Origin of the sequence: Mycobacterium conspicuum, from assembly GCF_010730195.1 — a bacterium.
In the GTDB taxonomy this organism is placed as follows: domain Bacteria; phylum Actinomycetota; class Actinomycetes; order Mycobacteriales; family Mycobacteriaceae; genus Mycobacterium; species Mycobacterium conspicuum.
The window spans coordinates 2,059,322-2,081,915 of sequence record NZ_AP022613.1 but is presented as its reverse complement, the minus strand read 5'-3'; the positions used below and the strand labels follow the sequence as shown (position 1 = coordinate 2,081,915).

Sequence of the window (22,594 nt, the reverse complement as noted above, 5' to 3'; positions counted from 1 at the left end):
CGTGCCGCCGGCGCCGCCGGCACCGCCGGAGCCGAACAACAACCCGCCGTCGCCACCGGCCCCGCCATTGCCGCCTGCGCCGGTCGCGCCATTGCCGCCGGCGCCGCCAATCCCACCCTTGCCGAACGCGCCCGCCGACCCACCGGCCCCGCCGGCCTGGCCGGGCGCCCCCGACCCGCCGTTGCCGCCGAAGCCCATCAACCACCCGCCGCCGCCCCCCGCTTGGCCGGTGCCCGGGGCTCCATTGGCGCCGTTGCCGATCAGTGGGCGCCCGGTGAGCCGCTCAACGGGCGCAAACACCGTCAAATCGCGGGCGACCTGCAGGAGCGTGTACAGCGGCGAGGCGTTGGCCGCCTCGGTCGCCGCATACGTGCCGGCCCCCGCGGTCAACGCCTGCACAAACCCCTCGTGAAACTCCGCAGCCTCGGCGCTGAGCGCCTGAAACTGCTGGGCGTGCCGAGAAAACAGCGACGCGACCGCCGCCGACACCTCATCGTCGGCGGCGGCGATCACCGCGGTGGTATGGGACGCGGCCGCGCAGTTCGCCGCCCTCAGCGTCGAACCGATGCCGGCCACGTCCGAGGCCGCCGTCGCCACCAGGTCAGGTGCGGTGAACACATGTGACATCGCTGCCTCCTCAGACAGCTGTCATTGTCAGCGCTCGCGGGATGAGATGGCCGCTAATCGCGGAAGTGCAGTAGCGAACTCGGCGATCGCAGTATTCAAATACTTAAGGAAGCAGCCCCACGGCCAGCAGGACGGTCGCGATCGCCGGGAACGTGCCCTGGATCAACGCCGACCGCGCCTTATCCGGCGACGAGAGCAGCAGCACGACCGCGGCCGCCGCCATCGACCCCACGCCGGCGAAGATGAGCGCGGCTCCAACGGTCTTGTGCCCCATGACTATTCCGACGATGCCGATGCCCGCGACGATCGCCAAAAACAGGTTGTAGAAGCCCTGGTTGAAGGCCAGCAGTTTGGTGGTCTCGGCTTCCTCGGGGGTGGTGCCGAACGTCTTACGCGTTCGCGGCGAGGTCCAGGTGAACGACTCCATCGTGAAGATGTAGACGTGCAGCAAAGCGGCCAGCCCAGCGAATATCAGCGCGGCGGTGATCATCGTGGTGACATTACCGGTCGGCCAGGCGCCGTCCGGCCTGTTCAGCGTGGGCGACGCGACGCAGCGCCGCGAGGATCGGTTCGTACAGCAGGGTGCCGAGCACGGCGTACTCAATGGCCGCTTCAAAAGCCGCCGGAGCCGGTTCCACCGGTATCTGTTCGATGTCGTAGGCCGCGATGGCCCGGACGTGCGGTGCGTAGGCGCGCAATCGATCCTCGGTCATGGGCAGGCCGGCGGCCTCGGCATCGGCCAGGGCCCGCTCGAGTTGCGCTACCGCGGGGAGATCGTCGGGCACCACGCAGTCGACGGCGGCAAGCGCCGCGCGCGCCCGGGGGCAATCGTCGTCGCCCGCAGCGTCGCCGGGCGGCGTCAGCGCCGCCGTCGCCGCGCCCAGCGTGGCGAACAATGACCCTTGGGGATCGTCGATGAGCCCGACGATCGACTTCGTCTGTGCTATCGAGAGTCCGCGCGCCGACAAAGCTCTGATCAGGGCGATCCGGCGGGCATGCCACTCGTCGTAGTGGGCGCGAGTAGCGCTGACCGTCCGACCCGGCATCAAAATGCCTTCCCGCAGGTAAAACTTGATGGTCGGCACCGGGACATTCGTCCGGGCTGCCAGCTCAGAAATCAGCACGGGGCGCGCTTCCCTCGGAAACTTTCATCTCCCCATCTTGACATTGGATACTTCTACTATCCAATATTGGATAGTAGAAGTATCCAACTTGTTATGCCGAGGGGCAACACATGAGCGCTGCACTAATCACCCCGTATATGAGCGTCGCGGTCGGGGGAACCATCATCTCTGTCGTCACCATCGCCTTTGGTGGCACGTTTCTGCTGCGTGTCGGCACGGGGGCCCACGAGGCCAACGGGCTGCAGAAATCGTTCTTCCGCGCGGGGCATGCGCACGCCGGAGTTCTGGTGATGCTGGGGTTGCTGCTCGCCGTGCTGGGCAACGCGGTCGGAGCGAGCTCAGGCTGGGCGAACGGCGGGGCGATCACCGTGCTGATGGCGGCAATCCTCATGCCCACCGGATTCTTTTTGTCGGTGCTCGGTCAGAACCCAACCCGGCCCAACCGAATGATCGCTTGCGTGTGGTTGGGCGCCACCCTGCTGGTCACCGGCGTCCTGATCTCAGGAGTGACGACCCTGGTTGCCGGCTTGGACCGACTCTGACCAGTTGTGACGCGCTACACGCCGGCGTGGTGTCGGCGGTGGAAGAGGCCGCGGCCACGCGGCTCATCAGCGGCGGCGGTGTGGTCCGCCCGCGCGGGCGCGACGTTCGCCGACTCGTCGTAGTTGGCCGCTTGGGCCGGCACCGCGCCCGGCGCGGGCTCGGCGACCACGACGTCTCGCGCGTGCCGCACCGCGACCCGGGCCAACGCGGCCCCACCCAGCAGCACGATCAGCGCACCAAGGCCGGTGAAGTAGGTGACCTCGAGCAGGGCCCGCTTCAGGTCGTTCGTCGCGACGGGCTGACCCACATCGCCGACGCCCAGCGTCGACGCGAACGCGCGGCCCACCACGAACCAGGCGCCGCCGAACACGGCCAGCCAGCCGCCCAGCATGGCGGCGGCGCGGTTTCCGGCCCCGAGCAACAGCAGGCCGCCGAGGGCGGTCACAACCCCGGGGAGAACCTCGAGCCAGCCTTTGGCCGCGGTCCAAGTCCAGGCCGGGTCGCCGGTGTAGGCCCAGTTGAAGATGGTTCCCACGAAGGGTATCAACGCGCCCCAAGCCCCCAACAGGATCAGGAGCAGTCCGGTCACTGCGCCGCGGCTGCGTGGCATGTATAGCGCGCGAGGGTGTTCATAGTCAGGGCCGGTGTGCCTCATCGGAATCTCCTCGAACGGCGAATTTAGTGGTAAAGCGCCGAGTACCCGTGTTGACGGTGGCGTAACCGACTAGTCGAACAGGCCCTGCTGCGGCTGGCCGGCGACCCCGGCCGGCGGGGTCATGCCCAGGTGCGTCCAGGCCTGCGCGGTGGCCACCCGGCCCCGCGGGGTGCGCGCGATCATGCCGGCCCGCACCAAAAACGGCTCGCACACCTCCTCCACGGTGGTGGCCTCCTCGCCGACCGCCACGGCCAGCGTCGACACCCCGACCGGGCCGCCGCCGAAGCTGCGGGTCAGCGCGCTCAACACCGCCCGGTCCAGCCGGTCCAGGCCGAGTTCGTCGACGTCATACACGGCCAGCGCGCTCTTGGCGACGTCGCGGGTGATGACGCCGTCGGCGCGCACCTCGGCGAAGTCACGCACCCGGCGCAGCAGCCGGTTTGCGATCCGCGGTGTCCCCCGCGATCTGCGGGCGATCTCGGCGCCGGCCTCGGCGCCCAGGTCGATGCCCAGAATCCCGGCGGAGCGGGCCAGCACCCGCTCGAGCTCCTCGGGTTCGTAGAAATCCATGTGCGCGGTGAAGCCGAACCGGTCGCGCAGCGGGCCGGTCAGCGCGCCGGACCGGGTGGTCGCGCCGACCAGCGTGAACGGCGCCACCTCGAGCGGAATCGACGTCGCCCCAGGGCCTTTCCCGACGACCACGTCGACCCGGAAGTCCTCCATCGCCAGGTAGAGCATTTCCTCGGCGGGCCGGGCGATGCGGTGAATCTCGTCGATGAACAGCACGTCGTGCTCGACGAGGTTGGACAGCATCGCGGCCAAATCGCCCGCGCGTTCCAGCGCCGGCCCGGAGGTGACCCGCAGCGCGGACCCCAGCTCGGCGGCGATGATCATGGCCAGCGACGTCTTGCCCAGGCCCGGCGGCCCGGACAGCAGGATGTGGTCCGGCGTGCCGCCGCGGTTCTTGGCCCCCTCGATGACCAGCTGCAGCTGTTCGCGCACCCGCGGCTGCCCGATGAACTCCTTCAGCGAGCGCGGCCGCAGGCTGACGTCGATGTCCCCTTCGCCGACGGTCAGCGCACCGGAGACCTCCCGGTCGGCATACTCGTCTTCGCTCATCTGCGCCGCTTCTCCTCATCGCTTCGCTCTGCATCGTCGCCGGCGCGGCTCATCGCGCCTTCCCCAGCAGCGACAGGGCGCCGCGTAGCACGTCGGACCTCGACGCATCATGGTCAGTGGCGAGCACCTTGTCGGTGGCCTCCTCGGCCTGCTTGGCCGCAAAGCCAAGGCCGACAAGGGCTTCCACGACGGGGCTGCGCACCGCGTTGCCGTTCACCGCCGGCGCACTCGCCCCGGCGCCGACCAGGCCCACCTTGTCGCGCAGCTCCACCACCATGCGCTCGGCGCCGCGTTTGCCGATGCCGGGCACCCGGGTCAGCGCGGCGACGTCGCCGTCGGCCAGCGCCTGGCGCAGCGCCGCGGCGTCGTGCACGGCCAGCGTCGCCATGGCCAGCCGGGGTCCCACGCCCGAGACCGACAGCAGCGTCAGGAACAGGTCGCGGGTGTCGTGGTCGGCGAACCCGTACAGGGTCTGCGAATCCTCGCGCACGATCATCGCGGTGATCAGCCGGGCCTCGGTCCCGGTTCGCAGCGTGGCCAGCGTGGCGGGCGTCGCGTTGACGCGGTAGCCGACGCCGGCGGCCTCGATCACCACGTGGTCGAGCGCCACCTCGAGGACCTCGCCGCGCACCGAGGAGATCATCGGGCGGCCTTCACTTTCGCCAGGTAGTCGCGCTTGTGCTGCGCGGCCAGCGCTTCGGCGGCCGCCATGCGGGCGATCATCGGCGCTCGCCAGCAGTGGCAGATCGCCAGGGCGAGCGCGTCGGCGGCGTCCGCCGGCGTCGGTTTGGCTTGCAGCCCAAGGATTTTGGTGACCATCGCGGTAACCTGCGCCTTGTCGGCGGCACCGTTACCGGTGACGGCGGCCTTGACCTCGGTGGGGGTGTGGAAATGCACGTCGATGCCGCGTCTGGCGGCGGCCACCGCGATCACACCGCCGGCCTGCGCGGTGCCCATCACCGTCGTCACGTTCAGCTGGGAGAACACCCGCTCGATGGCCAACACGTCGGGCTGATGGGTGTCCAGCCAGTGCTCGACGGCGTCGCTGATGGCGAGCAGCCGCTGGGCCGCCGGTTGATCCGACGGCGTGCGCACCACGTCGACGTCGAGCGCGACGACCTGCCGCCCGCGCCGCCCCTCGACGACCGAGAGCCCACACCGGGTCAGCCCGGGATCGACGCCCATCACGCGCACCGCACGCTCCCCACTTCAAACCGAACAGCTGTTCGATAGCGTAGTCGGTGGGACCGACACCGCCGGGTAGGACACGCGGAACGCCTTGAGGACTCAAACAAAGCTGTTAACTTAATCCCCACTACGGAAGGGTGCGCGTGGGGACTTTGCTGATAGCGCTGGCCGCGGTGCTATTTGTCACCTCCATCGTGGTGCTGGTCGTCGCGCTGCGCCGGCCCAAAGCCCGGCCCAGCGGACGTCAGGATCCGCTCTCGTTTGCCAGCGCCCTACCGCAATTCGGCCCGCAGCAGCTCGGGCCCGGCGCCATCGTCAGCTACGGCGGGGTGGACTACGTGGTCCGCGGGTCGGTCACCTACCGCGAAGGCCCGTTCGTGTGGTGGGAGCACCTGCTGGAAGGCGGCGACCAGCCGCTCTGGTTCAGCGTCGAAGACGACGACGGGCGCCTCGAGCTGGCCATGTGGGTCACCCGCAAGGACCTCGTCGCGCTGCAACCCGGCGGCGATCACGTGGTCGACGGTGTGACGTTCCGCGAGTCCGAACGCGGCCGCGCCGGCTACACCACCGAGGGCACGACGGGCCTGCCGCCCGGCGGCGAGATGGACTTCGTCGACTACGCGAACGCCGACGAAAGCGCGCTGCTGTCCTTCGAGCGCTGGGGCCCGGGCATGCCGTGGGAGGTTTCCACCGGCAAGTCCGTGTCGACCGGCGAGCTCACCGTTTACCCCGCGCCCCCACCCAGCTCGCCGTAGCACCCATGCCGCTTCATCAACTCGCCGTATCGCCGGCCGACGTGGACGGCAAACGGCTCAAGCTCGCCCTCAACGCGCCCGCGCCGCCGACGCTGGCAAGCTGCCGGCTGGAGCACCCCGACGGCGGGGTACTCGTGCTCGGGGTCCTGGGCGCCTCCCATGTCGTCGTCGTGGAAGGTGTTTTCTCCGAACAGGTTTCGTGCACCGCCCGCAGCGACGGCGGCGATCTACCCGGACGCGCCGACGCGGGCGGCTACCACCTGGAATCCCGCACCGAGACGCACGACGAGACCGCGTTCCGCCGGCTCGCCCGCCGGCTGCGCGACGGCTGCGCGACGAACCCGGGCTGGCTCGGCGGGGTGTTCCCGGGCGACGACGCCGCCCTGACCGCCCTGGCCGCGGAGCCCGACGGCCCCGGATGGCGTTGGGAGACATGGCATCTCTATCCGGGCTACCCGCGCCCCGGTTCGGGCGGGACGGTCGTGCACACCACCAGCCGCTGGCACCCATGAGCCGCAACCGCCTGTTTTTGATCGCCGGCGCGTTGGCGCTGACGGCCACCGCGTCGTTGATTCTCGGAATTGTGTTGCTGAACAAGAACATCACGTCGTATATCGCCGGCCACTACCAGGAATACGGCCGCGACGCGAACGGCACGCGCTACGCGTGCACCGGCCCGGCCGACGACGTCGCCGACGCGCTCGCCGACTACCAGACCCCCGCCGCGCGCGCCGACGACGACAAAACCGAATACTTGCGCTACAGCAACGACATCGTGATCGTCGGCCCCGACGGCACCCGCCCCTGCAGCATCCGCGTCGAGAGCCTGAGCGCGGGCTACAGCCACGGCGCCTTCCTCTTCCTCGGCCCGGGGTTCACCCCCGGCTCCCCGGCGGGCGGCGCCGGCGGGCGGCCGGGCGGCCCCGGCGGAGTCAAATGACGACCGCGCTCGAGGCGACTCGAGCTCGAGCGACTCCGGGGCGGTGGCGGGCGCTGCTGCTGGCGGCCGTCGCGGCGTGCGCGGCCTGCGGCATCATCTACGAACTGGCCCTGCTGACGCTGTCGGCGAGCCTGAACGGCGGCGGGATCGTCGCCACCTCGCTGATCGTCGCGGGCTACATCGCCGCGCTGGGCGCGGGCGCCCTGGCGGTCAAACCGCTGCTGGCCCACGCGGCCATCGTGTTCATCGCCGTCGAGGCGCTGCTCGGCATCGTCGGTGGCCTGTCCGCGGCGGCGCTGTACGCGGTGTTCGCGTTCGTCGACGAGGCCGGCGGCTCGACGTGGGTGCTGGCGGCGAGCACGGCCCTGATCGGCGGGCTGGTCGGCGCCGAGGTGCCGCTGCTGATGACGCTGCTGCAACGCGGGCAGACCGTCGGCCCGGCCGACTTATCCGTCGATACCGGCCGCACGCTGGCCAACCTCAACGCGGCCGACTACCTGGGCGCGCTGATCGGCGGGCTGGTCTGGCCGTTCGCGCTGCTGCCGCACCTGGGCATGATCCGCGGCGCGGCGGCCACCGGGATCGTCAACCTGGTCGCCGCGGCCGTGGTGTCGATATTTCTGCTGCGCCACATCGTTTCGGTGCGGCAGCTGGTGACGGCGCTGTGCGCGCTCGCGGCCGCGCTGGTGCTGCTGGCCACGCTGCTGGCCGACGCCCGCGGCATCGAGACGACCAGCCGCCAACGCCTCTACGCCGACCCGATCATCGCCTACCGGCGCACCGCCTACCAGGAGATCGTGGTGACGCGGCGCGGCAACGACACCCGGCTCTACCTCGACGGGGGGCTGCAGTTTTCCACCCGCGACGAGTACCGCTACACCGAAAGCCTGGTCTACCCGGCGCTGAGTGCAGGCGCGTATTCCGTGCTGGTTCTCGGCGGCGGCGACGGCCTGGCCGCCCGCGAGCTGCTGCGCCAGCCCGGCGTGCAGCGGATCGTGCAGGTGGAGCTCGACTCCGCGGTCGTCGAGCTGGCCCGCACCACCCTGCGGCAGGCCAACGGTGGTTCGCTGGACAATCCGCGGGTCCACCTCGTCATCGCCGACGCGCTCACCTGGCTCCGCGCGACGCAGGATCGGTTCGACGCCGTCATCGTCGACCTGCCCGACCCCGACACCCCGGTGCTGGGCCGGCTGTATTCGGCCGAGTTCTACGCGCTGGCCGGTCATGCGCTGGCCCCCGACGGGCTGATGGTGGTGCAGTCCGGCAGCCCGTTTTCGACGGCGACGGCGTTCTGGCGCACGGTGTCGAGCATCCGGGCGGCCGGGTATGCCGTCACGCCCTATCACGTGCATGTGCCGACGTTCGGCGACTGGGGATTCGTCCTGGCGCGCCGCGGCGACGCCGGGGTTCAACCGCCGACGCCGACCGTGCCGGCCGACGCCCCACCGCTGCGCTTCCTCAACCAGCGGGTGCTCGACGCCGCCACCGTGTTCTCCGGCGACATCGGGCCGCGGCCGCTGGAGCCCTCGACGCTGGACAACCCCCGCATCGTCGAGGACATGCGGCACGGATACGACTAGAGCGCCTTCGAGATCAGGTCGCGGGCGCGGTCGAGCAGCGACGCGAACGGTCCCACCGCGAAATTCAGCTTCGCGGACTCCACGCCCGGGTGGGGCCGGGTCGGCGCGATAGCCTCGGCGGCCTGCACCGCCCTGGTCAGGCGCTGCCGCTCGTCGGCGGTCAGCTCGCTTCGCAGCTGGGTGAATTCCAGGTCCTCTTCGTGCTCGGCGTGCGCGAGCACCGCATCGCGCAGCTTGGTGAGCTCGTCGAGGAATTCCTGTGACCCGACGTCGAGACCTTCGATGCTCGACAGCAGCTCCTTGGCCTCGTGTTCCTCTCGCAGGCGCAGGTCGACGAGCTGGTCGCCGACCTCGGCGCGGGCGCGGGGATGGATGAACATCTCCTCGGCGGTCTCGTGGACCGCCAACAGCTGACGCAACGCCACGAACGCAGCCTCACGGGCCGGCGTGTCCGACGCGTGCAGCACCTCGTCGAACATGTCCTCGATCAGATCGTGTTGAGCCTCAAGGAATTTGACAACGTCACTCGGTGTCTCGACGAGCATTTCCGGCATGGCGGACCGCCTCCATTTTTGTCGTGGTATTCGCGCTTTGGGCTGCACGCGGATTGAGTGTCCACATACCCTTGTTGCGCGCACGCAAAACGCGGCGGACGCCGGTCGACGTCTGGCTTGGCGCCGAGCGTGCGCTGAGGGCGCGAAATCCGCCGGAATCTCGCCCTGCTTACACGCTCGGCGAAAGCGACCTACTCGTCGTCGAGCGCGGCCAGCACCTCGTCGGACAGGTCGACGTTGGTCCAGACATTCTGCACGTCGTCGCCGTCTTCCAGCGCGTCGACGAGCTTGAACACCTTGCGGGCGCCCTCGACGTCGACGGGCACGCTGACCGACGGCTGGAAGCCGGCCTCGGCCGAGTCGTAGTCGATGCCGGCGTTCTGCAGCGCGGTCCGCACAGCCACCAGGTCGGTCGGCTCGGAGATCACCTCGAAGCTGTCGCCGAGGTCGTTGACGTCCTCGGCGCCGGCGTCCAGCACGGCCATCAGCACGTCGTCCTCGGTCAACCCGTTCTTCTCCAGCGTGACCACGCCCTTGCGGGTGAACAGGTAGGACACCGAACCGGGGTCGGCCATGCTGCCGCCGTTGCGCGTCATCGCGACGCGCACCTCGCTGGCCGCGCGGTTGCGGTTGTCGGTCAGGCATTCGATCAGCACGGCAACGCCGTTGGGCCCGTACCCCTCGTACATGATGGTCTGATAGTCGGCGCCGCCGGCCTCCTCGCCGGCGCCGCGCTTGCGGGCCCGCTCGATGTTGTCGTTGGGCACCGAGGTCTTCTTCGCCTTCTGAATGGCGTCATACAGCGTCGGATTGCCGGCCGGGTCGCCGCCGCCGGTGCGCGCGGCCACCTCGATGTTCTTGATCAGCCGGGCGAACTCCTTGCCGCGGCGGGCGTCTTTGACGGCCTTCTGATGTTTGGTGGTGGCCCACTTGGAATGGCCGCTCATGTGTGTCTGGTACCTCTTCTATTCACGATGTTGGCCTGACGAGTCTACGCGGACGGGGATCCACCCGGCGGAAAGAACCCCGGCACCCAGCGCTCGATGATCTCGGCGTAGTTCGTCTCGGCGTCGAGTTGCACTGCGACGCCGATCAATCCGCCGAGGGTGCGCAGCAGCATGACGTAGCCGGCCGGGATGGTCAGCTGCCGGGCCATCTTGAACCGGTCGCCGAAGCCCTCGGCCAACGGATCGGTGGTGACCAACGCCGACTTCTGGAACCACTTGCGGGTGAAGTGAAACTCGCCGGCGCGCAGCGGATCGATGTAGGGCCACAGCGGCCCGAGGTACTCCACCAGCTGATCGGCGGACAGGTCGTAGTCGGCGGGCATGAACCCGAGCACCTTGAGCAGCCGAAGCACCTCGTCGAATTTTTCGTCGCGCGCCCAGCACAGCAGTTCGCCGAACTCCGCGGGGACACCGCCCGGGTGCGGCGCGCAGGCGCCGAAATCGATGACGCCCAAACGGCCGTCGGGCAACACCAGGAAGTTGCCCGGGTGCGGGTCGGCGTGCACCAGCCCGGCCCGCGGCGGCGAGCTGAGGGTGAACTCGATGAGCAACGCGGCGGCGGTATCCCGCTCCTTTTTGGTGCCGCTGGCGATGATCGACGAGAGCCGCCGCCCGTCGACCCACTCCGACACGATGACCTTCGGCGCGCTGGCGACGACGGCCGGCACCAGAAACTTCGGGTCACCGGCGAACGCCTTGGCGAAGGCGCGCTGATTTTCGGCCTCCTGGCGGTACTCCAATTCGCCTTCGAGGGTGTCGTGGATCTCCGCGATCAGCCGGTCCACGTCGGCGCCGGGAACCACCTGCTTGGCGATCCAGCTGAACCGCTGGATCAGCTTGAGGTCGGCGCGCAGCGCCTCGTCGGCGCCCGGGTATTGCACCTTGACGGCGACCTCGCGCCCGTCGTGCCAGATCGCCCGGTGCACCTGGCCGATGCTGGCCGCGGCGGCGGGAGTGTCGTCGAAGGACTGGAACCGGTCGCGCCATTTGGTGCCCAGTTGGCCGTCGAGCACCCGGTGCACCTTGGCCGCCGGCAGCGGCGGGGCCTCGCTTTGCAGCTTGATCAGGGTTTCGCGAAACGGCTCGGCGAACTTGGGCGGGATCGCGGCCTCCATCACCGACAGCGCCTGGCCGACCTTCATCGCGCCGCCCTTGAGCTCCCCGAGCACCTTGAACATCTCGTCGGCGGCCTTTTCCAGCAGCTCCGCGTTGACCTCGTCCTTGGACTTGCCGGTCATCCGCTTGCCGACACCGAGCGCCGCGCGCCCGGCCACCCCGGCCGGAAGGCTGGCCAGCTTGGCCGCGCGGCGGATCCCGCCCCGTCTGATGTCTGCCATGCGCCCATCATGCCGGGTCGGCGGGGCCCCGCGCCGAAACTGCCACTCGGCAATTCAGATGGTGGCGACGTACCCGCCGTCGTCGCGGTAGTCGGATCCGGTGATGTTTCCGGCGCGGTCACTGGCCAGGAAGACGACCAAATCGGCGACTTCCTCGGGTGTGGTGAAGCGCCCCGTCGCCGCGGTCCGCGCGAGCTTGGCCCGATGCTCCTCGCCCGTCCGGCCCCGCATCGCGGCGAACCCGTCGGCCGCCCCGCCCGGCCGGATCCACCGCTCGGTCGAAACCGGGCCCGGACTGACCGAGTTGACCCGAATGTTCTTGGGCGCCAGGTCTTTCGACAACGCCTTGGCAAAGGCGGCGACGGCGGCCTTGGCGGCGCAGTAGTCGTAGGCGTTGGGGGTGGGCAGGTAGGCGTTGATCGAGCTGACCATGACGATGGAACCGCCGCCGCGCCGCTCGATCTCCGGCAGCGCCGCGCGGGTCGGGCGCACGACGCCCATCAGGTTCAGCTCCCAGGACGCGCGCCACTCGTCGTCGGAAATGCCGGCGAGTCCAGGCCGGCGGGGGGTGGCACCGCCGACGTTGTTGATCAACACGTCGATCCCGCCGCGGCGGGCCGCCGCCGCGATCAGTTCTTCGGCGGCGCCGGGTCGGGTCAGGTCGACGGACACGAACGAAACCCGCCCACCCTCTTCAAGCCGGGGCAGCTGCTTGCCGGGGGTGCGTGATCCGGCCACCACGTGCGCGCCCGCGGCGACGAGGGCCTCGGTGACCGCCAGCCCGATGCCCTTGCTGGCGCCGGTGACGACGGCGGTCTTGCCGAACAGCTGCAAATCCATTGGCGCTCCCTTGATCCGCGCTCAGTTCCGTTTGCGCGCCCGTACGTAACGGTATGCACTAATGGCGTGAAGCTTGCCGACTGTCCGGTGTTTCCCGCCGAGGCGGGAGCCGCCCTGAGCACCGACCGCGGCCTGGGTTGGCGTCTGGTGCGACAGGCCGGCCCGGTCTTGCGAAACCCGGAGACAAACTGGGCATTTGTCGTCGGACGCGGGGAGGTGCTGGCGAACCTGGACGATCCACGCTTCGACGCCGCCCGCGCCATTTCCGAAAGCGAGCTCGAGGCTCACCAGCAGCTCTTCAGGCCGAAGTCGGCGCATGAGATCGCGGCGGCGTTTCGTCCGACCGCCGCCGCGCTGATCGAACGTTTCGCCGCCGCGGGTGGCGGCGACGCGGTGGCCGAAGTGACCACGCCGATGGCCGGCGCCCTGTTCGACATCGTGGCGCGCCTGCGGCTGTTGCCCGTTGAGCACCTGCACGGACGGTCCGGTCACGTGTTGTCCGAGGCGTGCCGCAACCTGTTCAAACACGCCGGCTGGCACCTGTTCGAGTTGGCCCGCCGCCCGGATTTGTGCGACGTGATTCGAAGTCGGCCCGAGCTGATCCGCGGGTTCGTCGAAGAGGTGCTGCGGCTGGAGCCGATGGTGCCGGCGTGCCAACGCTTTACCACCCAGCCGACGACCGTCGGCGAGGTTGAGTTGCCGCCCGGCGTGGTGGTGATGTTGTGTTTCGCCGCGGTGCAGCGCGACGGCAGCGACGAGCTGTCCACCGATGACCTTGTGATCGGCGCTCGGGCGCACCGGCATTGGAGTTTGGGTGCGGGGTCGATGCGTTGCCGGGGCGGGCACATCGTCCGGCAGGTGCTGCGGGTGCTGGTCGAGGAGTGGGTCGGCCGCGCCGGGCATCTTGGGCCGGTTCCCGGCTTCCGACCGGCGGCCGAGTTCCCACAGACCCAGAACTCGCTGTGGCCGCCGCGGCTGCCACTGACGACGCGGGCTTAGACCCGACCCGTCACCATGTCGACGAACCAGCGGTGGATGCGCCGGTCGCCGGTCATCTCGGGGTGAAACGCCGTCGCCAGCACCGGGCCCTGCCGCACCGCCACCGCGTGGTCCGCGGCCCGGGCCAGCACCTGAACTCCAGCGCCGACCCGCTCCACCCAGGGCGCGCGGATGAACACCGCACGCACCGGGCCGTCCAGGCCCTCGAACGCGATGTCCCCCTCGAAGGAGTCCACCTGCCGTCCAAATGCGTTGCGCCGCACCGTCATATCGATCCCGTGCAGCGGCAGCGCCTTGCGGCCGTTGGCGCCGGCGTCGAGGATCTCGCTGGCCAGCAGGATCATGCCCGCGCACGCGCCGTAGGCCGGCAGCCCGTCGGCCAGCCGCCGCCGCAACGGTTCCAGCAGCTCCAGATCTGCCAACAGGTGGCTCATCGTGGTCGACTCCCCGCCGGGGATGACCAGCCCGTCCACCGCGTCGAGCTCGCTGCGGCGACGCACGGGCATGGCTTCGGCGCCGGCTTCGGTCAGCGCCGCCAGGTGCTCACGGGTATCGCCCTGCAGCGCCAGCACCCCGATCCGCGGGACGCTCATGACTCCCGCTTGTGGCGGGTCAGCCCCTCCTGCATCACCGCCGCCACCATCTCGCCGGTCTGGGTGAAGATCTTGCCCTGGGTCAGGGCGCGGCCCCCGCAGGCCGACGGCGACGACTGGTCGTAGAGCAACCATTCGTCGGCGCGGAACGCGCGCATGAACCACATCGCGTGGTCCAGCGACGCGATCTGCAGGTGCTCACGCTCGTCGAGGTGGTTGACCTGCGCCGACCCCAACAAGGTGAGGTCGCTCATGTAGGCCAGCGCGCAGATGTGCAGCACCGGATCGTCGGGCAGCGGGTCGCGGTGGCGGAACCACACCTGCTGCTGGGACGCCATGCCGGGCGACAGCTGCAGCTGGTCGCGCGGCACGATGCACACGTCCCACTCCTCGAACTGCCTGAATCCGGCCTCCTCGAACACCTTGAAGGACTGCAGTCCGGGCAGGCCGTCGGGCGGCGGCGCGGTCGGCATGGCGTCCTGGTGGTTGATGCCGTCCTGGTCGGTCTGAAACGACGCCGACATGGAGAAGATGGTCTTGCCGTGCTGGATGGCGCTGACGCGCCGGGTGCAGAACGAGCCCCCGTCGCGCACCCGCTCGACGAGAAAAACCGTGGGGTTGTTGGGATCGCCGGGCCGCAGAAAGTAGCCGTGCAGCGAGTGCACCAGGAAGTGCGGGTCGACGGTGCGCACCGCCGACACCAGCGACTGGCCCGCCACATGGCCGCCGAACGTGCGCTGCAGGAAACCCGATGCCGGGCTGAACACGCGGCCGCGGTAGATGTTGACCTCGAGCTGTTCGAGATCGAGGATCTCTTCGATTGCCACCGATGCCGTCGGCTTACCAGCCGCGCTCGGCCAGGCGATGCGGCTGCGCGATCTCGTCGACGTTGATGCCGACCATCGCCTCGCCCAGCCCGCGCGACACCTTGGCCAGCACGTCGGGGTCGTCGTAGAACGTGGTGGCCTTGACGATCGCGGCGGCGCGGTGCGACGGCGCGCCGGACTTGAAGATGCCCGATCCCACGAACACGCCCTCGGCGCCGAGCTGCATCATCATCGCGGCGTCGGCGGGGGTGGCGATACCGCCGGCGCTGAACAGCGTCACCGGCAGCTTGCCCGCGCGCGCCACCTCGGCGACCAGCTCGTAGGGCGCCGCCAATTCCTTTGCCGCCACGAACAATTCGTCCTCCGACAGCGACGACAGCCGGCGGATTTCGGCGCTGATGGCCCGCATGTGCGTGGTGGCGTTGGAGATGTCACCGGTGCCGGCCTCACCCTTGGAGCGGATCATCGCGGCCCCTTCGCCGATGCGCCGCAGCGCCTCACCGAGGTTGGTCGCCCCGCACACGAACGGCACGTTGAACTTCCACTTGTCGATGTGGTGGGTGTAGTCGGCGGGGGTGAGCACCTCGGACTCGTCGATGTAGTCCACCCCGAGGCTCTGCAGGATCTGCGCCTCGACGAAATGCCCGATGCGCACCTTGGCCATCACCGGGATGGTGACGGCGGAGATGATGCCCTCGATCATGTCCGGGTCGCTCATCCGCGCCACCCCGCCGTGGGCGCGGATGTCGGCGGGGACGCGTTCCAGCGCCATCACGGCGACGGCGCCGGCGCCCTCGGCGATTCGGGCCTGTTCGGGGGTGACGACGTCCATGATGACGCCGCCCTTGAGCATCTCGGCCATGCCGCGCTTGACGCGCGCGGTCCCGGTTTGCCCGCTGCCGTTCGGTGAAGCGGCAGTAGTCACTGCTGATCTCCTTTAACTGGTGTCAGCCCAGTCTAGTGAGGCCTGCTGCCGCTCACCAAAGTCGAGGACTACACCCGTTCGAGATAGAAGTACGCGTAACGGCCTGTGTCGAGGGCGTTCTTGCCGTCCATGATGCCCATCACGGCGTCGTCGTCGATCTTCTTGAAGTGGTCGTGCACGGGCTGCCCGTCGAACACCATCGTCGCGGTGAGCTCGCCGCGGAACTCCTCCATCCACAGGCTGCCCTCGCCGTTCTCGGTGTTCGAGTACTTGTTGCCGTCGGCGTCCAAGCAGATCAGCGGCTGGACGTCGGTGGCCGAGTTGAAGGTCTTGCCGAACCAGTTGATCAGGGCCAACGTTCCGTTTTCCCGGTGGCCGGTGTCGAATTCGCCGCCTTGCCATTCCCCGATCATGAAGTCGATGGTCGCGGGCGCCAGCGTGGCCCAGAACTCGTCGAGCTCGGCGTCGGGGATGAACACCCGCTCCGGCCCGGTCACCAGGCGCTGGCCGGCGCGCCTTTTGAGCTCGGTGAACTTCTGACGGGCCTGGGTGGCTTGGGTGGTGGCTACTGAAGTGTTCATGGCGTTGATCATTCATCCGGTGCGGGTGTCACACCAGGGGTGCTGGGCTTGTGGGGTCACAAGCGCGCCTTGTAGCCCCCTCAGCGGATGGATTGCAGCGCGAACTGGCGGCCGCGCGAGGGGTTGTCGGCCAGCGCGGTCGCCTCGGTGAGCAACTCGGACAGCTGACGCGGGTACACGGTCTCGCCGCCGGCCTCCAGCTGCACGATGTCGGCGGCGGTGCACCAGCGATGGCCGTGGATGTAGCGGCGTTCCAGTTCCGTGCGCTCCGACAGGTTGGGCTCGAACCGCGACGTGCGGTGCACGAAGAAGAATTCCTCGCTGTCGATCAGCGCGCCGTTGAACTCGAAGACCTCGTCGCGGCGCCAGATGGGACCCACCATGTCGGCCGGCGTGACGCGCAGACCGGTTTCCTCGGCCAGCTCCCGCGCGGCCGCCTCGGCGAGCCGCTCGCCGGGCCGCACTTCCCCGCCGACGGTGAACCACCAACGCGGCGCGTCGACAATGGCCGGATCCGACCCGCACAGCAACAGCACCGCGCCCGTGTGGTCGAGCAGCACCACCCGCGCCGACGTGCGGTGGCTGGGCGCGCCGTGATCGCCGTGCGCCTGCGCGTGCGGTCGCTCGACGATCTCGAAATAGCTTGGCGGAGCAGCGGTTCCGCCGAGGTGCAGGGCGCGCACCAGGGGCCGCTCGGCCAACGCGAGGGTGTCCCGGACGGCGTCGTTGTGGAACCGGCGGGCCAGCAGCACGCGGGCTTCGGCGTCGGCCAGTTCGGCGATCAACCCGGCCGGCAGCGACGCGGGGTCGACCACCGCCAGCGCGGCCGCGAGCTCGTTTTCCGCGTGCTCACGCTCGTGACGGGGCGCGTTTTCCGCCGCGTCGGCCAGCGCGGCCAGCGTCTTGGCCGCGGCAGTGCCGCCGTAGGCGTCGATCGCGACGGCGCGGGCCACCACCGCGCGGCGCGCCAGCGCGCCGTCGAGCGCCTGCCAGGACAGGTCGTAGCGCACGTTCAACCGGTCCAGCCGGTGCGCGGTGCGATAAGCCCAGGAGCCGGCGAGCGCGAGCAGCACCACCAGCACCGCGATGGCCGTGACCACCAGCCACGTCATCAGCTGGCCACCTGAACTTTCGCGCCCGAACCGGCGACCGTCTCGTAGACCCGCATGATCTGGCTGGCCACCACCGACCAGTCGTAGCGGCCGACGACGTCCCGCGCGGCGGTCACGTAGCGGTCGCGCAGCTGGTCGTTTTCCAACGTCGCGATCAGCGCCTGGGCCAGCGCGGCGCCGTCACCGACCGGCACCAGGCAGCCGACCTCGCCGTCGCGCAGCACGCGGCGAAAGGCGTCCAGGTCGCTGGCCACCACCGCGGTGCCGGCGGCCATCGCCTCCACCAGCACGATGCCGAAGCTCTCGCCGCCGGTGTTGGGCGCGCAGTAGACGTCGGCGCTGCGCATCGCCGCGGCCTTGACGTCGTCGTCCACCAGGCCGAGAAAGCGCAGGTGTCCCACCAATTCGCCTGCCTGGGCGCGCAATTGGTCTTCGTCGCCGCGGCCCACGACGAGCAGCTGCACATCGGCGAAGCGTTCCACCACTTTCGGCAGCGCCTCGAGCAGGACGGCCATGCCCTTGCGCGGCTCGTCGTAGCGGCCCAGGAACAGCACCGTCTTGCCGGGCCGCGGATAGCCGTCCAGCGGCGCCGCCGACGCGAGGGCGGTCACGTCGACCCCGTTGGGGATCTCCACCGCGTCGGATCCCAGGGCCTCCATCTGCCAGCGCCGGGCCACGTCGGACACCGCGATGCGGCCGACGATCTTCTCGTGCCACGGCCGCAGCACGCCCTGAAACACCGTCAGGGTCAGCGACTTGGTGGTGGAGGTGTGAAACGTGGCCACGATCGGGCCCTCGGCCACCCGCAGCGCCCACATCGACAGGCTGGGCGCGTTCGGTTCGTGCAGGTGCAGCACGTCGAAGTCGCCGTCGGTCAGCCATCGTCGGACCCTGCCGTGCACCGCCGGGCTGAACTGCAGCCGCGACACCGACCCGTTGTAGGGAATCGGGATGGCCTTGCCGGCCGAGACGACGTAGTCGGGCAGCGGGGTGTCCGGCGAAGCGGGCGCCAGCACGCTGACCTGCTGCCCGCGGGCCAGCATCACCTCGGCCAGCTGCAACACGTGGGACTGCACCCCGCCCGGCACGTCCAGCGAGTACGGACAGACCATCCCGATCCGCATCAGGATTCCCTCAGCCGCGCCTGTCGGGCTTCGGACAGATCGGCCAGCCACTGCGGCTGCATCATGTGCCAGTCGGCGGGGTGCGCGGCGATGTTGGTCGCGAACTGGTCGGCCAGCGCCTGGGTGACGACGCCGACGTCGCCGCTGCTGCAGTCCAGCGGCGGATGCACCTCGATCGGCCAGCCGTTTGGCTCGTACCAGGAGTGCACCGCGCACAGCGCGGCCCCCGTCGCGATCGCGAGCTTCGCCGGGCCGGCCGGCATCCGGGTGGGCTCGCCGAAGAAGTCGACCTGCACGCCGGTGCGGGTGAGGTCGCGCTCGGCCATCAGGCACACCACCCCGCCGGCCTGCAGCCGCTCGCAGAGTACCTCGAAGGGCGGCCGGGCGCCGCCGGACAGCGGCAGCACCTCGAAGCCGAGGCTCTCGCGGTAGTCGATGAACCGCTTGTACAGCGACTCGGGCTGCAGGCGTTCGGCGACGGTGGCGAATTTTCCGTGCGTCTGCACCAGCCACACCCCGGCCATGTCCCAGTTGCCGCTGTGCGGCAACGCCAAGACCAGTCCGCGCCCGTCGGCGATGCCCGCGTCGATGATGTCGGCGCCGCGGAACGTCTTGTTCAGCTGGGCGGCCAGCGCGCGGTGGTTCATCGTCGGCAGCCGAAACGCCTCACGCCAGTAGCGGGCATACGACGCCAGCGAGGCGCGCATCAGCGCGGCCGGCACGTCGGCGGGTTGCGCTCCGATGACGCGGGCCAGGTTCTTGCGCAACTGTTCGGGTCCGCCGCCGCGGGCCGCGTAGCGCGCCCCGGTGTCGAACGCCCTGCGGGCGGCGAATTCCGGCATGGCCCGCACCGCCATCCACCCGGCGGCGTATGCCCAGTCGGTCGCTTTATCGGTGAGGATCACGGCGCGCCCATCCGTTCCGTGGCACCCGGCGAGGTCCGCACCGTGTGCAACCGCTGGCCGCAGGTGATCACGCTGGCCACGGCGAGCAGCCACATCGCCACCGGCAGCGCCGGCGGCCAGGCCACGAATGGGAAGTCGGATATGCCGGCGCCGGTGAGCGCGATGATCAGCCGTTCGGGCCGTTCGATGATGCCGCCGTCGCCGCGCAGCCCGCTGGCTTCGGCCCGGGCCTTGAGGTAGGAGATGACCTGCGAGGTGACCAGACAGATCAGGGTCGCGACCGCGAGCGGCCGGTCGTGCAGGTGGAACACGATCCACCACAGCAGCCCGCAGAACACCGCGCCGTCGCTGATCCGGTCGCAGGTCGCGTCCAGCACCGCGCCGAATCGGGTGCCGCCGCCGCGTTCGCGGGCCATCGCCCCGTCGAGCATGTCGAACACCACGAAGAACCAGACCACACAGGCGCCGGCGAACAGCTTGCCCATCGGGAACAGGATCAGCGCCCCCGCCACCGACGCAACGGTGCCCACGATGGTGACGCCGTCGGGCGTAAGGCCGATGCGCAGCGCCGCGCGGGCGGTCGGCTCGGTCAGCCGCGCGAACGCCGCCCGGGACAGGAACGGCATCTTGCTCATTGGTCTTGGGCCCACGCCGTCGCGAGCAGTTGGCGCGTGTCGCGCAGCAGCTGCGGGATCACCTTGGAGCCGCCGACGATGGTGATGAAGTTGGCGTCGCCGCCCCAGCGCGGCACCACGTGCACGTGCAGGTGCTCGGCCAGTGATCCACCCGCCGACGTGCCCAGGTTCAGGCCGACGTTGAACCCGTGCGGCCGCGACACGCCCTTGATGACGCGAATTGCCTTCTGGATGAACGCCATTAGCTCCGCGCTCTCGGGTTCGGTGAGGTCCTCCAGTTCGGACACCCGCCGGTAGGGCACCACCATCAGGTGTCCCGGGTTGTACGGGTAGAGGTTGAGCACGGCGTAGACGAGTTCGCCACGCGCCACCACCAGGCCCTCCTCATCGGGCAGTTGCGGGATGTCGGTGAACGGCTGCTCGCTGGTGCCGTTATCGCGTTTCAGCGGGCCTTCCGCCAGATACGTCATCCGGTACGGGGTCCACAACCGCTGCAGGCGATCGCTCTCGCCCACGCCCCTATCGAGGATGCCCTCTTCGTCGCTCACTGCCCGGGCACCTTCACCAGTTCGGCTGTGGGAGAAGCATTCTCGCGGTCGGCGATCCAACCCACGATGGCCTCCACCGCGCTGTCGCGCGGCACCCCGTTGAGCTGCGTGCGATCCCGGAAACGGAAACTGACCGCGTCGGCCTCCACGTCGCGGTCACCGGCCAGCAACATGAACGGCACCTTCTGCGCCGTGTGATTGACGATCTTCTTGGCCATCCGGTCGTCGCTGGCGTCCACCTCGACGCGCACTCCGCGCGATTTCAGTTGCGCGGCAACATCTTCCAGATATGCGACGTGCTCGTCGGCGACCGGGATGCCGACCACCTGAACGGGGGCCAGCCACGCCGGGAACGCGCCCGCGTAGTGCTCGGTCAGCACGCCGAAGAACCGCTCGATCGACCCGAACAGCGCCCGGTGGATCAGCACCGGCCGCTGTCGCGACCCGTCGGCCGCCGTGTACTCCAACTCGAAGCGGTCCGGCATGTTGAAGTCCAGCTGGATGGTCGACATCTGCCAGCTGCGGCCCAGCGCATCCTTGACCTGCACCGAGATCTTCGGGCCGTAGAACGCCGCGCCGCCGGGGTCGGGAACCAGCTGCAGCCCGGAGGCCTCGCCCACCTCGCGCAGCACCCGGGTGGCCTCCTCCCATACCTCGTCGGAGCCCACGTATTTGTCCGGGTCCTTGGTGGACAGCTCCAGGTGAAACTCGTTGAGGCCGTAGTCGGCAAGCAGGTCGAGCACGAAACGCAGCAGCGACGCCAGCTCGTCGCGCATTTGCTCGCGCGTGCAGTAGATGTGCGCGTCGTCCTGCGTCATGCCGCGCACCCGGGTCAGCCCGTGGATGACGCCGGACTTCTCGTGGCGGTAGACGCTGCCGAACTCGAAGAGCCGCAACGGAAGTTCGCGATAGGAGCGGCCGCGCGCCCGGTAGATCAGGTGGTGCATCGGGCAGTTCATCGGCTTGAGGTAGTAGTCCTGGCCGGGCTTGCGGACCGTGCCGTCCTCGTTGTACTCCGCGTCGATGTGCATCGGCGGGTACATGCCCTCGGCGTACCACTCGAGGTGGCCCGACGTGATGTAGAGCTGCTCCTTGGTGATGTGCGGGGTGTTGACGAACTCGTACCCGGCTTCCTTGTGCTTGCGGCGCGAGTAGTCCTCCAGCTCGGTGCGCACGATGCCGCCCTTGGGGTGGAAAACCGCTAGGCCGGAACCGATTTCGTCGGGGAAGCTGAACAGGTCGAGCTCCACCCCGAGCTTGCGGTGGTCGCGGCGCTGCGCTTCTTCGAGGAGCTCCAGGTGCTGCTCGAGCGCCTCCTGCGATTCCCAGGCGGTGCCGTAGATGCGTTGCAGGCTGGCGTTGTTCTGGTCGCCGCGCCAGTACGCGGCCGAGCTGCGGGTCAACTTGAACGCCGGGATGTGCTTGGTGGTCGGGATGTGCGGGCCGCGGCACAGGTCGCCCCAAACCCGTTCGCGGGTACGGGGATTGAGGTTGTCGTAGGCGGTGAGCTCGTCGCCCCCGACCTCCATCACGTCCGGATCGCCGGACTTGTCGTCGACCAGTTCGAGCTTGTAGGGCTCGTTGGCCAGCTCTTCGCGCGCCTGCTCTTTGGAGTCATACACGCGCCGGTCGAACAACTGTCCGTCCTTGACGATCTGGCGCATCTTCTTTTCCAGCGCCGCCAGGTCGTCAGGCGTGAAGGGCTCGTCGACGTCGAAGTCGTAGTAGAAGCCGTCGGTGATGGGCGGCCCGATCCCGAGTTTGGCGTGCGGGAACAGGTCCTGGACGGCCTGGGCCAAGACGTGTGCGGTGGAATGCCGGATGACGGCCCGGCCGTCGTCGGTGTTGGCCGCCACCGGCGTGACTTCGACGTCGGTCTCGGGCACCCAACTCAGGTCGCGCAGTTGTCCGTTGGCGTCGCGGACCACGACGATCGCGTCGGGCGTGCCGCGCCGCGGCAACCCCGCCTCCCCGACCGCGGCGGCCGCGGTGGTCCCGGCGGGAACCCGGATCGGGGCTGCCGGGGCGGACGGTGCGGGGGCGCTCATCGGGTTGGGTCTCCATGGGTTGGTGTGT

The 22,594-nt window shown here is 69.5% G+C and carries 26 protein-coding genes and 1 pseudogene; 6 read left to right on the top strand and 21 right to left on the bottom strand.

Annotated features, from left to right (window positions below; all coding sequences use genetic code 11):
- Nucleotides 1–92: 92 nt before the first annotated feature.
- From G6N66_RS30570 to G6N66_RS10140, 3 genes and pseudogenes are all read right to left on the bottom strand, one after another.
- Nucleotides 93–627, bottom strand: a pseudogene (locus G6N66_RS30570) (PE family protein); the annotation flags it as partial.
- 103 nt (nucleotides 628–730) lie between these two features.
- On the bottom strand, nucleotides 731–1,117 hold the full coding sequence (locus tag G6N66_RS10145; protein WP_085233706.1) for a DUF1304 domain-containing protein: 387 nt from the start codon (nucleotides 1,115–1,117) through the stop codon (nucleotides 731–733).
- A 10-nt stretch (nucleotides 1,118–1,127) separates the two neighbouring features.
- Nucleotides 1,128–1,751: a MerR family transcriptional regulator gene (locus tag G6N66_RS10140; protein ID WP_085233705.1), complete on the bottom strand. Its 624-nt coding sequence runs from the start codon at nucleotides 1,749–1,751 to the stop codon at nucleotides 1,128–1,130.
- A gap of 110 nt (nucleotides 1,752–1,861) precedes the next feature.
- Here G6N66_RS10140 and G6N66_RS10135 point away from each other — a divergent pair, with 110 nt between their 5' ends.
- Nucleotides 1,862–2,293: a hypothetical protein gene (locus G6N66_RS10135; protein ID WP_232079265.1), complete on the top strand. Its 432-nt coding sequence runs from the start codon at nucleotides 1,862–1,864 to the stop codon at nucleotides 2,291–2,293.
- A 14-nt stretch (nucleotides 2,294–2,307) separates the two neighbouring features.
- On the opposite strand, the gene G6N66_RS10130 is transcribed toward G6N66_RS10135, so the two are convergent.
- From G6N66_RS10130 to ruvC, 4 genes are all read right to left on the bottom strand, one after another.
- Nucleotides 2,308–2,949 (bottom strand): hypothetical protein, encoded by a 642-nt coding sequence (locus G6N66_RS10130; RefSeq protein WP_085233704.1) that lies wholly within the window; start codon nucleotides 2,947–2,949, stop codon nucleotides 2,308–2,310.
- 69 nt (nucleotides 2,950–3,018) lie between these two features.
- The gene (gene ruvB, locus G6N66_RS10125) at nucleotides 3,019–4,068 is read right to left on the bottom strand and encodes a Holliday junction branch migration DNA helicase RuvB (RefSeq protein ID WP_085233703.1); all 1,050 of its coding nucleotides are present in this window, start codon (nucleotides 4,066–4,068) and stop codon (nucleotides 3,019–3,021) included.
- 49 nt (nucleotides 4,069–4,117) lie between these two features.
- Nucleotides 4,118–4,711: a Holliday junction branch migration protein RuvA gene (gene ruvA, locus G6N66_RS10120; protein WP_085233702.1), complete on the bottom strand. Its 594-nt coding sequence runs from the start codon at nucleotides 4,709–4,711 to the stop codon at nucleotides 4,118–4,120.
- Nucleotides 4,708–5,262, bottom strand: coding sequence for a crossover junction endodeoxyribonuclease RuvC (gene ruvC, locus G6N66_RS10115; RefSeq protein ID WP_085233701.1), 555 nt, complete (start codon nucleotides 5,260–5,262; stop codon nucleotides 4,708–4,710). The genes ruvA and ruvC overlap by 4 nt, the downstream gene beginning before the upstream one ends.
- Before the next feature lie 137 nt (nucleotides 5,263–5,399).
- Between ruvC and G6N66_RS10110 the strand changes: the two genes are divergently transcribed.
- Genes G6N66_RS10110 through G6N66_RS10095 form a run of 4 tightly spaced genes read left to right on the top strand, consistent with a single transcriptional unit; the run spans nucleotide 5,400 to nucleotide 8,531 of the window.
- Nucleotides 5,400–6,011: a DUF4178 domain-containing protein gene (locus G6N66_RS10110; protein ID WP_085233700.1), complete on the top strand. Its 612-nt coding sequence runs from the start codon at nucleotides 5,400–5,402 to the stop codon at nucleotides 6,009–6,011.
- Nucleotides 6,012–6,016: 5 nt separating this feature from the next.
- Nucleotides 6,017–6,523 (top strand): DUF2617 family protein, encoded by a 507-nt coding sequence (locus tag G6N66_RS10105; protein WP_085233699.1) that lies wholly within the window; start codon nucleotides 6,017–6,019, stop codon nucleotides 6,521–6,523.
- Nucleotides 6,520–6,951, top strand: a complete 432-nt coding sequence (locus G6N66_RS10100) for a DUF4247 domain-containing protein (protein ID WP_085233698.1) — start codon at nucleotides 6,520–6,522, stop codon at nucleotides 6,949–6,951. The genes G6N66_RS10105 and G6N66_RS10100 overlap by 4 nt, the downstream gene beginning before the upstream one ends.
- The gene (locus G6N66_RS10095; protein WP_085233697.1) at nucleotides 6,948–8,531 is read left to right on the top strand and encodes a polyamine aminopropyltransferase; all 1,584 of its coding nucleotides are present in this window, start codon (nucleotides 6,948–6,950) and stop codon (nucleotides 8,529–8,531) included. Before G6N66_RS10100 ends, G6N66_RS10095 begins: the two co-directional genes overlap by 4 nt.
- Here G6N66_RS10095 and G6N66_RS10090 read toward each other — a convergent pair.
- The 4 genes from G6N66_RS10090 to G6N66_RS10075 form a co-directional block, all read right to left on the bottom strand.
- Entirely contained in the window at nucleotides 8,528–9,085 is a 558-nt protein-coding gene (locus G6N66_RS10090) for a hemerythrin domain-containing protein (RefSeq protein WP_085233696.1), read from the bottom strand. The two genes, G6N66_RS10095 and G6N66_RS10090, sit on opposite strands and share 4 nt — an antisense overlap.
- Nucleotides 9,086–9,276: 191 nt before the next feature.
- Complete coding sequence (locus tag G6N66_RS10085; RefSeq protein ID WP_085233695.1) at nucleotides 9,277–10,032, bottom strand: YebC/PmpR family DNA-binding transcriptional regulator; 756 nt, start codon at nucleotides 10,030–10,032, stop codon at nucleotides 9,277–9,279.
- Between the two features lie 44 nt (nucleotides 10,033–10,076).
- Nucleotides 10,077–11,429 carry an ABC1 kinase family protein gene (locus G6N66_RS10080; RefSeq protein ID WP_085233694.1) on the bottom strand — a complete coding sequence of 451 codons (1,353 nt, stop codon included), beginning with the start codon at nucleotides 11,427–11,429 and terminating at the stop codon, nucleotides 10,077–10,079.
- Between the two features lie 54 nt (nucleotides 11,430–11,483).
- Entirely contained in the window at nucleotides 11,484–12,269 is a 786-nt protein-coding gene (locus G6N66_RS10075) for an SDR family NAD(P)-dependent oxidoreductase (RefSeq protein WP_085233693.1), read from the bottom strand.
- A 66-nt stretch (nucleotides 12,270–12,335) separates the two neighbouring features.
- Here G6N66_RS10075 and G6N66_RS10070 point away from each other — a divergent pair, with 66 nt between their 5' ends.
- Nucleotides 12,336–13,268, top strand: coding sequence for a cytochrome P450 (locus G6N66_RS10070; RefSeq protein WP_085233692.1), 933 nt, complete (start codon nucleotides 12,336–12,338; stop codon nucleotides 13,266–13,268).
- Here the strand turns inward: G6N66_RS10070 and pdxT are convergent.
- The 10 genes from pdxT to thrS all read right to left on the bottom strand — a co-directional run bounded on the left by pdxT (nucleotide 13,265) and on the right by thrS (nucleotide 22,566).
- Entirely contained in the window at nucleotides 13,265–13,861 is a 597-nt protein-coding gene (pdxT, locus tag G6N66_RS10065; RefSeq protein ID WP_085233691.1) for a pyridoxal 5'-phosphate synthase glutaminase subunit PdxT, read from the bottom strand. The genes G6N66_RS10070 and pdxT overlap by 4 nt on opposite strands.
- The gene (gene tesB / locus G6N66_RS10060; protein ID WP_085233690.1) at nucleotides 13,858–14,688 is read right to left on the bottom strand and encodes an acyl-CoA thioesterase II; all 831 of its coding nucleotides are present in this window, start codon (nucleotides 14,686–14,688) and stop codon (nucleotides 13,858–13,860) included. Before tesB ends, pdxT begins: the two co-directional genes overlap by 4 nt.
- Before the next feature lie 13 nt (nucleotides 14,689–14,701).
- Nucleotides 14,702–15,613: a pyridoxal 5'-phosphate synthase lyase subunit PdxS gene (pdxS, locus tag G6N66_RS10055; RefSeq protein WP_085233689.1), complete on the bottom strand. Its 912-nt coding sequence runs from the start codon at nucleotides 15,611–15,613 to the stop codon at nucleotides 14,702–14,704.
- A 68-nt stretch (nucleotides 15,614–15,681) separates the two neighbouring features.
- On the bottom strand, nucleotides 15,682–16,194 hold the full coding sequence (locus G6N66_RS10050) for a DUF4334 domain-containing protein (RefSeq protein WP_232079264.1): 513 nt from the start codon (nucleotides 16,192–16,194) through the stop codon (nucleotides 15,682–15,684).
- Between the two features lie 80 nt (nucleotides 16,195–16,274).
- The gene (locus G6N66_RS10045) at nucleotides 16,275–17,306 is read right to left on the bottom strand and encodes an NUDIX hydrolase (protein WP_085233688.1); all 1,032 of its coding nucleotides are present in this window, start codon (nucleotides 17,304–17,306) and stop codon (nucleotides 16,275–16,277) included.
- A complete protein-coding gene (locus tag G6N66_RS10040; protein WP_085233687.1) occupies nucleotides 17,306–18,430 on the bottom strand; it encodes a glycosyltransferase family 4 protein in 1,125 nt (374 codons plus the stop codon). The genes G6N66_RS10045 and G6N66_RS10040 overlap by 1 nt, the downstream gene beginning before the upstream one ends.
- Nucleotides 18,430–19,335, bottom strand: coding sequence for a phosphatidylinositol mannoside acyltransferase (locus G6N66_RS10035; RefSeq protein ID WP_232079263.1), 906 nt, complete (start codon nucleotides 19,333–19,335; stop codon nucleotides 18,430–18,432). Before G6N66_RS10035 ends, G6N66_RS10040 begins: the two co-directional genes overlap by 1 nt.
- Nucleotides 19,332–19,970 (bottom strand): phosphatidylinositol phosphate synthase, encoded by a 639-nt coding sequence (gene pgsA / locus G6N66_RS10030; protein ID WP_085233686.1) that lies wholly within the window; start codon nucleotides 19,968–19,970, stop codon nucleotides 19,332–19,334. The genes G6N66_RS10035 and pgsA overlap by 4 nt, the downstream gene beginning before the upstream one ends.
- Complete coding sequence (locus G6N66_RS10025) at nucleotides 19,967–20,518, bottom strand: HIT family protein (protein ID WP_085233685.1); 552 nt, start codon at nucleotides 20,516–20,518, stop codon at nucleotides 19,967–19,969. Before G6N66_RS10025 ends, pgsA begins: the two co-directional genes overlap by 4 nt.
- Nucleotides 20,515–22,566: a threonine--tRNA ligase gene (gene thrS, locus G6N66_RS10020; RefSeq protein WP_085233684.1), complete on the bottom strand. Its 2,052-nt coding sequence runs from the start codon at nucleotides 22,564–22,566 to the stop codon at nucleotides 20,515–20,517. Before thrS ends, G6N66_RS10025 begins: the two co-directional genes overlap by 4 nt.
- Nucleotides 22,567–22,594: the final 28 nt, after the last annotated feature.